The following is a 12722-nucleotide window of genomic DNA, read 5'->3' on the forward strand; positions in this document are numbered from 1 at the left end:
AATGTTGGCCTTTTTTATTGCTAATATTTTGATATGGAAAAACGTACGTGGTTTTTAGCATTGGCGCCTATTGCTGATTAATAGCTAAATTGAACACCTAATGAAACGTTTAAGCCTCGCATATATTTATCATCATCAATGGTGACTGTATCGAGAGTCGAGGCAATATCAAGGTTAAAAAACTTCATGAATGTTATGCCGGCATTTAAGTAACGCAACTCTGAGCCTACCAGATTTTGACTAAAGCCAAATCTAGCGCTTGGCAACCACCAATTATCTGCAGCATAGCCCGCGGTTACGTTAACCCATTGATATTTGTCTAACATTGGGTCTGAAACTGGGTTAGCGTCAAACTCGGCTCTTAAACTCCACTTTTTATCAGAGGTAAATACAGCGCCTTGCAGTGTAAGTTGACGTTCTAGGGTAAAAATTTCGTTTTTGTCTAGCTCATTGAGTACATAAGTAGAGCTATACCTGCGACGATCGATTGTTGGATAATCATAATGACTTTCAATTGTGTTCTTTAAATGTGCGGCAACAAAGTAATGTTGGCTAGCAAAAGAAAGCCCCAAATCAATATCAAATCCATTCTCATATGAGTAATCTCCATTACGAATATCTTTAAATAGAGATTCGGCATCTTCAAGATCACCAACTCTCACATCTAAATTTGTCATACCAACGTTATAGAATGTAGGCTTTGCTCCCCAATACATCGTTCCATAATCATTGCTGAACCATTTCTTTGAATAGGATAGGTTAACCTTGGTAATACGAGCTGATTTGACGAGTAGCAAGCTATCGTTAGTTACACGCAGCGTTATTCCTTTATTGGCAGGGTTGTAATACATAGTTAAGCCTGCACTTAAATTTAACTCTTGTACGCCGTCGTCTTCAGTAAAATCTGGGATTCGTTGAAGTTCACTCACCGCTTGTTCCGCATCAAACTCTACATTCTCTAAGATACCAACTGCTTTAGAAAATCCAGTGTAGCTAAGACCTAATAATAATGTACCGCCATGGTAATCGGTGTTAATAACAAAGGGAGCTTCTACACCAATTTCTGTTTTGGCGTAACCTTCTACTGCAATAAGCGCGAGTAAACTCGCTAAAGAAATGACTTTGTCTTTGACAAGTTCAACGCGTTCTTCAAGGTCAGGGTATGTTTCAAATACTTTATCCCAATCAACTAAATCTGGACGCTCTATTGGATTGGTGGGTGCGCCAGGTGGTGGCTCTGTTGGCTCGAAATTCCCAGACAGTTTATTGTATGCATCAAACAGATCATCGAGGTCGCCATACTCTATTGAAGCAGAAAGATTCACCATACCACCAGCCATTAAAGTACTGTGATTGCTATCAATAACAAGTGCTGTGTTTGCCGGGTTTGCATCGCTACTTAACGCTTGTTGAGAAAAGTTTAATTTTGCATGTTTGGGCTGAATTTGTGAGAAAGTACTTGAACTAAAGAGTAATGCAATTGATAAATAAGCTAGGCGGTAAACGTTTATTTTTTGCATTTTATAAGGCACCGAAATAATAGAGTTAATTTCAGTATACAAAAATATAAAAAATTAGCCTAAGTCTTTTACATCAATAACGTTTTTAAGATGTAAGACGAGTGGCAGTATTGCTAAGGTCATTAACGGATAGTTTAAAGTTTTGAAATGGTGGCCCCTCCCAGACTTGAACTGGGGACCTACCGATTATGAGTCGGGTGCTCTAACCAACTGAGCTAAAGGGCCATTCCAAAGAGTTTCACAAGATCTTGTGATGCGGGGCAGTATAAGCATTTTTTATTTTGTTGTCACGCGCTCGTCTTTAAAAATCTTGATATAAGCGATTGATAGCTTAAAACTTATCCAATTTTGTGATTTCAACATCTTTTGTTGTTGCCGCGAAAACAAAAAATCCAGCCGAAGCTGGATTTTTCAATAAATCATCGCTTATTTTTACTCGCCGTCTAAGAAACTCTTAAGTTGCTCAGAACGAGAAGGGTGGCGAAGTTTACGAAGCGCTTTAGCTTCGATTTGACGAATACGCTCACGTGTTACGTCAAACTGCTTACCTACCTCTTCTAACGTATGGTCAGTATTCATATCAATACCGAAACGCATACGTAAAACCTTTGCTTCACGAGCCGTTAGGCCTGCTAATACTTCGTGAGTAGCATTTTTCAGGTTTTCAGATGTAGCAGAGTCTACTGGTAGTTCACCACTATCATCTTGAATGAAATCACCTAAATGCGAATCTTCATCGTCACCAATTGGTGTTTCCATTGAGATAGGCTCTTTAGCAATCTTTAATACCTTACGAATTTTATCTTCAGGCATTACCATGCGTTCTGCTAATTCTTCAGGCGTTGGCTCACGACCCATTTCTTGTAACATTTGACGAGAGATACGGTTAAGTTTGTTAATCGTTTCAATCATGTGTACAGGAATACGAATTGTACGTGCTTGGTCAGCAATTGAACGAGTAATTGCTTGACGAATCCACCATGTTGCATAAGTTGAGAACTTATAACCACGACGGTATTCGAATTTATCAACCGCTTTCATCAAGCCGATATTACCTTCTTGAATTAAGTCCAAGAATTGTAAACCACGGTTTGTGTATTTTTTCGCGATCGAAATTACTAGACGTAAGTTAGCTTCAACCATTTCTTTCTTAGCGCGGCGAGCTTTTGCTTCACCAATTGACATACGACGGTTAATGTCTTTAATGCCATGTACATTTAAGAAAGTTTCTTGTTCAAGCATTGTTAGCTTGTGAACACAGCGTTCTACATCCAATTCAATGTCAGATAGTTTCTTCGCATATGGTTCGCCCGACGCTTTTTGCTCTGCAAACCATTCTAAACTTGTTTCATTGCCAGGGAAGATTTTGATAAAGGTTGCTTTTGGCATACCTGCACCAACAACACAGTGCTTCATTATCAAACGTTCTTGTACACGCAATCTGTCCATAACTTGACGCATGTTTTTAACTAAACGATCAAATACTTTAGGCACAATACGGAATTCTTTAAATACGTCAGCTAATGCATCAATTGCAGCTTGCGCATCATCATGGCCGCGACCTTTATCAGCAATCACTTTGTTAGCAGCTTCATACGCATCGCGCAATAAACCGAATTTTTCGCGCGCTTGCTCTGGACAAGGGCCTGTATCTACTTCTTCTTCATCATCGTCTGAATCATCGTTAGATTTTAAATCAGTATCTTCGTCATCTAACTCTTCTTCTGATAACTCAGAGCCGATATGTGTTGCAGCTGCTGCAACGTCGTCATCTTCTGCGTCTGGGTCTAAAAAGCCGACAATAATATCACTTAAGCGTGCTTCTTCTGCTTCGAAGTTATCCCATTGCTCTAACAAAAAGTTAATCGCTGGTGGATACTCTGCAACGCTACGCTGTACTTCTTTAATGCCTTCTTCAATTCGCTTAGCGATAACAATTTCGCCTTTACGTGTTAGAAGCTCAACAGTACCCATTTCACGCATATACATACGTACAGGATCTGTTGTTCGGCCAATTTCGCTTTCTACAGTAGCTAGTGCTTGGGCTGCTGCTTCTGCAGCGTCTTCGTCAGTATTAGCTTCTGACATCATTAACGTATCGGTATCAGGTGCATTTTCAAATACCTGAATACCCATATCGTTGATCATACGAATGATGTCTTCAACTTGGTCTGAGTCGATAATATCTTGAGGAAGGTGATCGTTAACTTCAGCAAAAGTTAAATAACCTTGTTCTTTACCTTTGGTAATTAACTCTTTAAGTCTAGATTGTGGGGCTTGATCCATTGACTAGTGTCCACCTTTTTGGCTGCAAATTGAGAACAAATAAAGCCGTATATTATAGCTAGTTGACTATAAAAATGCCAGTGTTTAACTGATGGTCAATTAAAAAACTAACGGCGATATTACATGGTCACTGATATGGGGGTGATTTATACGAATACAACCCAATTTTTAATTTAGTGACAAGTTTTTATAAAAAGTTTATATCGCGAATGTTCTAGATTTATTTATTCTTGTTATTAGCTATAGCTTAGCATCAACCTTGATTAAGTAAAGCTTGTAGCTCTTGTTTTTCTTGAAGGTTAATCTCACCGATACGGGCTTTTTGCAGCAGTTGCTCAGTACGTTGTTCGATAAAACTATTGAACAACTTCTCAACCGTATCCAGGAAAAACTCTTCAGCATTTTCACTCATAACGCCATGTTGCCAAATAGCAAGTTTCGCTAATTGTTGCTCTTCTGGCTTGCCTCGATAATATTCGATAAATTGTGCACTGGTCATTTGAGGGCGATCAAGTGCTAGGTGAATCATTTCATTTAACAATGGAATGCCGGGCATATTTATGTGGGCAAGCAAATGAGGGTGAGGCATTTTCCCCGCCAGTGCAGGTTGCTCAAGTAATAACGCAATCGCTAATCTTGTTGGTGTTGCTTTTGTTGTTTTTTGTCGTGATATTTTCTGCGCATTAGATTGGTTTGCCGAAGATAATCGCTGTAACTGTTTTTCATGGCCAGCACCAAACTTATTCGCTAATTCGGTAATTATTGCTTCTTTGAGTGTGCTTTCTGGTAACTTGTCTAAGTAGGGTTGAAACATTTCAACGAGCCCAGATTTACCTTCTAATGAAGTGATATCAACGCGAGATAATAGATGCTCAAATAAAAATTTTGATAACGGTGTGGCTTGAGCAAGCAGTTGTTCAAACGCATCTTTCCCTTTTTCGCGCACCATAGTGTCAGGGTCTTCACCATCAGGTAAAAAGATAAATTTCAAGGTGTAACCGTCACGTATCAGTGGTAGTGCATTTTCCATTGCGCGCCAAGCGGCATCACGTCCTGCTCTGTCACCGTCGTAACAACAAATAACTTCTTTTACGGTTCTGAACATGGTTTGTAGCTGTTCAAAGGTGGTTGCCGTGCCTAGTGATGCAACAGCATAATTAACACCATGTTGTGCCAAAGCTACAACATCCATATAACCTTCAACAACCACTAATTTTTCTAGGTTCTTATTTGCTGTTTTTGCTTCATGCAGGCCATATAACTCTTGGCCTTTGTGATATATTCGTGTTTCTGGCGAGTTTAAATATTTAGGTGTACCGTCACCAAGTACTCGCCCACCAAACCCAATATGTCGTCCACGTTTATCGCGAATAGGGAACATAATTCGACCACGGAATCTATCATACGGTCGTTGTTTATCGCCTTGAATCGCCATGCCTAAGTCAACAAGTTGTGCACTGGCGGCTTTCGATTGACCGAATGCTTTCATCATGCCATCCCATTGATCTGAGATATAACCAATACCAAATTGTTTAACAATTTCACCCGTTAGCCCACGACCTTTTAAATAGTCAATTGCACTGTCTTTATCTTCAGCAACCTTTAATTGTTGCTGATAAAAGCGACTAATTTGTTCCATGAGTTCATAGTCGTCTTTTCGTTGTTGTGCAGCTTCAATATCTTTTCGTTGCTGGGCAGGTGATTTAGTCGATTCTTCTCTTGGTACATCAAGAGAATGGAATGAGGCTAATTCTTCGATTGCATCAACAAACTCAAGGCGATCAAATTCCATGATAAATGAAATAGCGTTGCCGTGTGCGCCACAACCAAAACAATGATAAAACTGTTTATCTTGGCTTACGGTAAATGAAGGGCTTTTTTCTGTATGGAATGGGCAGCAAGCTTGATAGTTTTTGCCTGCTTTTTTTAGCGGAACTCTGCCATCAACGAGCTCGACGATATCGGTTCTTGCTAATAGGTCGTCTATAAATTGTCGAGGGATCAAGCCAGCCATAAAGAAAAATCTTTACCTTGAAGTTTAGAATGATAATTTGCTTATTCTACACATTTAGCGTGAACAATGTAGTAACAAGCATAAAGAATTTGAATTAATCTTTAGAAAAAATAAAGCCGTATTAACTTAGAGCTAATACGGCTTTATCAATATGTTATTTCTGCTTATTTATTCAGAGCAGCTCTTACTTTTCCACTTACTGCGCCTAAATCAGCTTTACCTTGCATGGCTGGTTTAAGTAAACCCATTACTTTACCCATATCTGCCATTGAGGTTGCACCTGATTGTGCGATTGCGTCATTAATCAATTGATCAATTTCTGCGTCAGTTAATGGTTGTGGTAAGAAATCTTCAAGTGCTGAAACTTCTGCAGCTTCTTTCGCTGCAAGTTCATCACGACCACCGTCTTTGAACATTTTGATTGATTCTTTACGCTGCTTAACCATTTTGGTTAATACCGCAATAATACCATCATCATTCAATTCGGTTTTGTTGTCGATTTCTGCCTGCTTTATAGCAGAGATCGCCATGCGAATTACACCAAGACGATCTTTGTCTTTAGCGCGCATAGCGACTTTCATTTCGTCTTTGAGGTTATCTAGCAGAGACATCTGCAATTCTCAACAATATATAACTAAGGTTATTAGTACATACGAACGCGACGTGCGTTTTCTCTAGAAACTTTCTTAGCGTGACGCTTAACTGCAGCAGCTTTTTTACGCTTGCGTTCCCAAGTTGGCTTTTCATATGATTCGCGACGGCGTACTTCTGAAAGAATACCTGCTTTTTCACATGAACGTTTGAAACGACGTAATGCTACGTCAAATGGTTCGTTTTCTCTTACTTTAATTACTGGCATGTTGCCTTCTACCTTAGAAATATATCTATATAATACGGCGCATATCTTCGGTTCTTGTACCTGATATCCACCCGCTCTATCAAAAATGGGTGGCACATTCTATTCCGATATCTGTGACGTGTAAAGTTAATTCATCTTTAATCTGGTTAATTTCTATGAACAGGGGTAAAATCCCGCTCTAATTGAGCACGTATGATCGTGTTCGCGCTGTTTAAATTGTAAAAAGGTGCTAATTAATGCGAATTTTGGGTATAGAAACTTCATGTGATGAAACGGGTATTGCTATCTATGATGAAGATAACGGTATCCTTGCGCATCGTTTATATAGTCAAATCGCCGTTCATGCTGATTATGGTGGCGTAGTACCTGAGCTTGCATCGCGAGATCATGTTCGTAAAACCATCCCACTTATTAAAGAAGTGTTATCTGAAGCTGGTATGACGCCAAAGGATCTTGATGGTGTTGCATATACGGCAGGCCCAGGGCTTGTCGGGGCATTATTAGTTGGTTGTTCTATCGGGCGAAGCTTAGCTTATGGTTGGGATTTACCTGCGGTACCTGTGCATCACATGGAAGGGCATTTATTAGCGCCTATGCTAGAAGATGACGTACCTGACTTTCCTTTTGTTGCGCTTTTAGTGTCGGGTGGACATACCATGTTAGTGCGCGTTGATGGTATCGGACAGTATGAACTATTAGGAGAGTCTGTTGATGACGCTGCCGGTGAAGCGTTTGATAAAACAGCTAAGCTACTAGGATTAGATTATCCAGGTGGTCCAGTTCTAGCTAAAATGGCTGAGAATGGCACGAAAGGTCGATTTAAGTTTCCTCGGCCAATGACAGATAGACCAGGATTAAATTTTAGCTTTTCAGGGCTTAAAACGTTTGCCGCCAATACGATTGCCAAAGAAGAACAAACTGAGCAAACAAAAGCAGATATTGCTTATGCTTTCCAAGAGGCGGTTGTTGATACACTTGCAATCAAATGTAAGCGCGCCCTTAATCAATGTGAGCTTAATCGTTTGGTCATTGCCGGTGGTGTAAGTGCTAACACATCGTTAAGAGAAAAGTTGGATTCATTGACGGCTAAGTTAGGTGGCAAAGTTTTCTACCCTAGGCCAGAGTTTTGTACCGACAACGGCGCAATGATCGCTTACGCAGGTATGCAACGACTAAAGGCAGGTGTATTTGCTGACCTTACGTTTAAAGCAACACCTCGATGGCCGCTAGATACATTGCCACCAGTGTAAAGATTTAAGTATAAAAAAGGGGAGCGTAAATTATTTACGCTGCCCTTTTTTATTTTAGAATGGTTATTCTGCGCCTAAGTCATCATCGTGTTGAGATTTTTCAACTTTAGGTTCGGTGCCTTTTAGTAGTCGAGAAATATTATCTTTATGCCTAAATATGATCAGTATTGAAATCATAAGCACAGGGTAAACATAAATAGGTTTTAACAAATAAGTATATAGTGGAGCTAATGCAACGGTAACAATAGCAGCAAGGCTTGAGTATCTTGTTTGTTTCATCACGACAAACCACGTCAATATCAATAAGCCTGCTAAGTCATAGCCAATCGGAAGTAATACGCCAAATGCAGTAGCAACAGCTTTACCACCTTTGAAATCAAAAAATACTGGGTACATATGCCCCAAACAAGCGGAAACGGCTATTACACCTAGATACACAGGTTCTAGCCCTAAAAAGTAACCACTCCAAACTGGCAATGTTCCTTTTAGTACGTCAAAAAACAGAACCATCGCAGCTGTTGGCTTATTGCTTAAGCGTAAAACATTTGTCGCGCCTGGGTTTTCTGAGCCTGCTTCACGAGGATCTGGTAAATTGAGCATCTGACAAATGAGGACAGCACTTGATATAGAAGCAAACAGATAGGCAAGGATAGACATAATGACAGTAATCAATAACATCAACAATATCCCCCTTAATTTAGTAAAATTAGCTTATTTGCTGCTCACTTATGCATTGTATCCTTACCCGTACTAGTTTTTCTAGAGCTTGATGGGTAAACTGATGCAAATTTTTCGTTATAACAAATTATCTAGCATACAGATAAGTTTACACGACACTAAAGCAATACATTGAGAAGAGTAATGGATAAAGTTTTTATTTCCGGTTTATCAATTCAAACAACGATTGGTTTTTATCAATGGGAAAAAGAAATTAAGCAAACGTTAGTGTTTGATCTAGAGCTTGGTTGGGACATAAAGCCTGCAGCATTAAATGATGAATTGGATAAAACGCTAGATTATGCCGCTATCTCAGTCGACATTGAACGTTTTGCCAACGCTAACCCTGTTGATTTGCTTGAAACACTCGCGGAAAGATTAGCGACGCATCTTATGGATACGTATCATATTACATGGCTTAAGATTAAACTGCATAAACCTAATGCCGTGCATAATGCAACCAGTGTAGGTGTTGAAATAGAGCGAAGTAAGGCTGTTTGTTAAATATGGCGAAAATCTATATTTCTATTGGCTCTAATATTGAAAAAGAAATCAATATTATTAAAGGGTTAGATGCTCTCTATCATGAGTTTGGTGAGCTATCATTGTCGCCTTTATTTGAAAGTGAGTCGATTGGCTTTGCTGGTCCTGTCTTTTTCAATATGGTGGTTGGCGCATATACTGAGTTGCCGCTTGAGTCGTTAGCAAAAACACTAAGACAAATAGAGTATGATCACGGCAGAGATTTTAATGCGGTGAAAAATAGCCCTAGAACACTCGATCTCGATTTGTTGCTATATGATGATGTCATTACAGATACGCCGGTTCAAATTCCGCGTGACGAAATAACAAAAAATGCGTTTGTTTTGTGGCCGCTGGCAGAGTTAATTCCTGACGCAGTGCATCCGCAATTAAGCAACAGCTATAGCCATTTGTGGCAAGTTTTTGATAAAACAACACAACAACTAAGGAAAGTGCCACTGAACTGGCAAGCATAATATGAGTCTTATTGAAGTTTTTTTACTCGCCCTAATTCAAGGTTTAACTGAATTTCTGCCTATTTCTAGCTCTGCTCATTTAATCTTACCTTCACAATTATTAGGTTGGATTGATCAAGGAATGGGGTTTGATGTAGCAGTACATGTTGGTTCTTTATTGGCAGTTTGTCTCTATTTTCGAAAAGAAATTGGCGACATGGTTGTTGCTTGGTACGCAACACTTACGCCGAATAAAGAAGATGATGCCGCGCTAACAGCAGAAGAAAAGTTAAATGGCCGTTTAGCATGGTGGATTGTATTCGCGACAATTCCAGCAGGAGCATTTGGCTTTTTTGGCGCAGATTTTATTGAAGAAAATTTACGTTCGGCGCTTGTGATTGCTATCACCACGATAGCTTTTGGTTTATTGCTTGGTTTTGCCGATATAAAAGCAAAACAGAATGTTTCTTTAGAACAGTTTACCTTTAAAAAAGCAATGATTATTGGTTTTGCACAAGCAATAGCAATTATTCCTGGCACGTCTCGTTCTGGTATCACCATGACTGCAGGTTTAATGCTTGGTTTAAGTCGTGAAAACGCTGCTCGGTTCTCATTTTTAATGTCTATTCCTGCCATTGCTATGGCTGGCGGCTATTTGACGCTTAAACTGGTAATGGGCAACGAGGTTGTCGACTGGACTGCCATGGGAATTGGTGCGCTTTTATCATTTGTTAGTGCATATGCTTGTATTCATTACTTTTTAATATTGGTTAATAAAATCGGCATGATGCCATTTGTTATCTACCGTCTTGTATTAGGCGGTGTCTTGCTATGGTTCGTTACTCAATAACTGTAAAAATTTCATAACACTAAAAGCGCACCCAATGGTGCGTTTTTGCCATCTAAACCCTGAATAAGTTGAGTTAGCATGAGATACTTCCTCAATATAATTTATACAACAGACAAAGAGTACAACAGATGGATTTTTCATTAACAGAAGAGCAATTGATGATCCAAGATATGGCTAAGAAGTTTGCTCAAACAGAATTAGCACCTATCGCAGCATCGTTAGACGAAGGTAAAAATCATGATCAGTTTCTCGCTAATTTAAACCAATTAGCTGAACTTGGCTTTATGGGGATGAATGTTAAAGGCGAATATGGCGGTGTTGAAGCAGGCACCGTTGCATTTAGTTTAGTTCTAACAGAATTAGCAAAAGTGTGCGCATCAACTGCCGTCACAACCTCTGTAACTAATATGGTTGCTGAAGTTATTCAAGCCGTAGGTACGCAAGAACAAAAGCAAACCCATCTAACTAAAATCTGTACCGGTGAATATAAGGCTGGTGGTTTTTGTTTGACGGAACCAAGTGCAGGCTCAGATCCGGCAGGGATGAAAACAACGGCAACACGAGACGGTGATGACTTCGTGCTAAACGGTAGTAAAATCTACATCACCTCAGGTACCTTTGCGGGTGTGTTTGTCGTTTGGGCGGTAACAGACACACAAGCACCTAAAGGCAAAGGCATTTCTTGTTTTCTAGTTGAAGCTAACACGCCGGGTTTAACCATTGGTAAACTGGAAGATAAAATGGGACAAAAAGCGTCTCATACCACCGAAGTACACTTCGAAAACTGTCGCATTCCAGCAACGAATATGATGGGCGAAGAAAATAAAGGTTTTGCAATTGCTGTTGGTGAATTAGCCGGTGGTCGAATTGGTGTTGGTTCATTGGCGCTAGGTATTGGTGTGGCCGCGATGGATTACGCCCGAGAATTCATCACTGAGCGCGAGCAATTCGGTAAACCTTTGGCTAATTTTCAGGGGTTGCAGTGGATGCTAGCTGACCGGTATACCGAGTTAGAAGCTGCGCGCTTATTATTAATGCAAGCTGCTTGCGACAAAGATGCGGGTAGAAACTTTAGTAAAGCAGCATCTATGGCTAAACTATTCGCAACAGAAAAAGCGAATAGTGCTTGTTATGATGCATTACAAATGCTTGGTGGTGCTGGGTATATCAAAGAGTATCCATTAGAGCGTATGGCACGTGACGTTCGCATTACTTCTATTTATGAAGGCACGAGTGAAGTTCAGCGCATTATTATTTCTCGAGAATTATTAAAAGAAGTTGGTTAATAGGTATTTTCCATGAATTATTTGGGGTAAAGCGCTTGTTTAAAATAGCTTTGTCCCCAAATATTAAGGAAACGAACTACTGATGAGTGCGCAATGATCAAACCTGCCTTACCAATAACAATCGAAAACTTTCAACAAGTCATTCTCGAAGAATCAAAAGCCAAACTTGTATTAGTCGCTTTTTGGGCTGACCAAGTGCCTGAAAGTGTGGCATTAAAAAGTACCTTAGAAACAGCTACTGCTGCCCATACTGAACATGTTTTAATGACTTCTATCGATTGTCAGATTGAACAGCAAATCGCTGCGCAATTTGGTATTCAAGGCTTACCAACAGCTGTGTTTATTAAAGATGGCCAACCGATTGATGGCATTGCTGGCCCTCAACCAGACGAAGCAGTTCAAGCCTTTTTAGACAAGCACTTACCTAAGCCAGAAGATGCGTTGTTAAAACAAGCACAAGAAGCTTTGGCAGCTCAAGATGCTAATCTAGCGTTTACGCTTGCTAAACAAGCATACGAGCTAGATGCTCAACGTATTGATATTAAGTTTAGTTTGATAGAAGCCTGTATTTTGGTGGGTAAGCTTGAAGATGCGAAAGCCTTACTTGAGACCATTACGATGGTTGATCAAGATACAACCTATCAGGCGCTCGTCTCTAAGTTTGAGTTAGCGTTAGAAGCTTCAGATTCCCCTGAGTTAAAAGCGCTAGAAGAAGCTTTAGCATCGTCGCCCGATGATATTGATGTATTGCACCAGCTGGCTGCACAATACAGTCAAGCCAATAGACACGAAGATGCATTAACATTGCTTTTTAGACGTGTTCAAAGTGTACGTGATGACGCTGAATCTAAGAAAAAGTTGCTTGATGTAATGAACGCATTACCCGATGGTGATCCGTTGGTGACGAAGTTTCGTCGTAAGCTTTATACATTGATGTATTAATTTTTACCATATATAAAAAAG

General features: G+C 39.9%; 12 protein-coding genes and 1 tRNA gene. 6 read left to right on the plus strand and 7 right to left on the minus strand.

The features are described 5' to 3' along the window. Positions 1 to 77: 77 nt before the first annotated feature. From traF to rpsU, 6 genes are all read right to left on the minus strand, one after another. Positions 78 to 1520 (minus strand): conjugal transfer protein TraF, encoded by a 1443-nt coding sequence (gene traF, locus QQK02_RS06165; protein ID WP_284207104.1) that lies wholly within the window; start codon positions 1518 to 1520, stop codon positions 78 to 80. Positions 1521 to 1668: 148 nt separating this feature from the next. Then, positions 1669 to 1745: transfer RNA gene (locus QQK02_RS06170), tRNA-Ile, on the minus strand. A 207-nt stretch (positions 1746 to 1952) separates the two neighbouring features. Continuing rightward, entirely contained in the window at positions 1953 to 3806 is a 1854-nt protein-coding gene (gene rpoD / locus QQK02_RS06175) for an RNA polymerase sigma factor RpoD (RefSeq protein WP_284207105.1), read from the minus strand. Positions 3807 to 4059: 253 nt separating this feature from the next. Beyond that, on the minus strand, positions 4060 to 5820 hold the full coding sequence (gene dnaG, locus QQK02_RS06180) for a DNA primase (RefSeq protein WP_284207106.1): 1761 nt from the start codon (positions 5818 to 5820) through the stop codon (positions 4060 to 4062). 164 nt (positions 5821 to 5984) lie between these two features. After that, positions 5985 to 6431: a GatB/YqeY domain-containing protein gene (locus QQK02_RS06185; protein ID WP_284207107.1), complete on the minus strand. Its 447-nt coding sequence runs from the start codon at positions 6429 to 6431 to the stop codon at positions 5985 to 5987. A 32-nt stretch (positions 6432 to 6463) separates the two neighbouring features. After that, entirely contained in the window at positions 6464 to 6679 is a 216-nt protein-coding gene (gene rpsU, locus QQK02_RS06190; protein WP_193022122.1) for a 30S ribosomal protein S21, read from the minus strand. Between the two features lie 236 nt (positions 6680 to 6915). Here rpsU and tsaD point away from each other — a divergent pair, with 236 nt between their 5' ends. Beyond that, the gene (gene tsaD, locus QQK02_RS06195; RefSeq protein ID WP_284207108.1) at positions 6916 to 7929 is read left to right on the plus strand and encodes a tRNA (adenosine(37)-N6)-threonylcarbamoyltransferase complex transferase subunit TsaD; all 1014 of its coding nucleotides are present in this window, start codon (positions 6916 to 6918) and stop codon (positions 7927 to 7929) included. Between the two features lie 63 nt (positions 7930 to 7992). Here the strand turns inward: tsaD and plsY are convergent, their stop codons facing one another. Next, positions 7993 to 8607, minus strand: coding sequence for a glycerol-3-phosphate 1-O-acyltransferase PlsY (gene plsY, locus QQK02_RS06200; RefSeq protein ID WP_407705018.1), 615 nt, complete (start codon positions 8605 to 8607; stop codon positions 7993 to 7995). A 183-nt stretch (positions 8608 to 8790) separates the two neighbouring features. Here plsY and folB point away from each other — a divergent pair, with 183 nt between their 5' ends. The 5 genes from folB (at position 8791) to QQK02_RS06225 (ending at position 12701) form a co-directional block, all read left to right on the plus strand. Then, entirely contained in the window at positions 8791 to 9150 is a 360-nt protein-coding gene (gene folB, locus QQK02_RS06205) for a dihydroneopterin aldolase (RefSeq protein ID WP_284207109.1), read from the plus strand. A gap of 2 nt (positions 9151 to 9152) precedes the next feature. Next, entirely contained in the window at positions 9153 to 9644 is a 492-nt protein-coding gene (gene folK, locus QQK02_RS06210; RefSeq protein ID WP_284207110.1) for a 2-amino-4-hydroxy-6-hydroxymethyldihydropteridine diphosphokinase, read from the plus strand. Position 9645: 1 nt separating this feature from the next. Then, positions 9646 to 10473, plus strand: coding sequence for an undecaprenyl-diphosphate phosphatase (locus tag QQK02_RS06215; RefSeq protein WP_284207111.1), 828 nt, complete (start codon positions 9646 to 9648; stop codon positions 10471 to 10473). 128 nt (positions 10474 to 10601) lie between these two features. Beyond that, positions 10602 to 11759, plus strand: coding sequence for an acyl-CoA dehydrogenase family protein (locus tag QQK02_RS06220; RefSeq protein ID WP_284207112.1), 1158 nt, complete (start codon positions 10602 to 10604; stop codon positions 11757 to 11759). Positions 11760 to 11852: 93 nt separating this feature from the next. After that, positions 11853 to 12701: a tetratricopeptide repeat protein gene (locus QQK02_RS06225; RefSeq protein ID WP_284207113.1), complete on the plus strand. Its 849-nt coding sequence runs from the start codon at positions 11853 to 11855 to the stop codon at positions 12699 to 12701. The last annotated feature ends 21 nt before the right edge of the window (positions 12702 to 12722 follow it).

This window comes from Thalassotalea eurytherma (assembly GCF_030161415.1).
Lineage (GTDB): Bacteria > Pseudomonadota > Gammaproteobacteria > Enterobacterales > Alteromonadaceae > Thalassotalea_G > Thalassotalea_G eurytherma.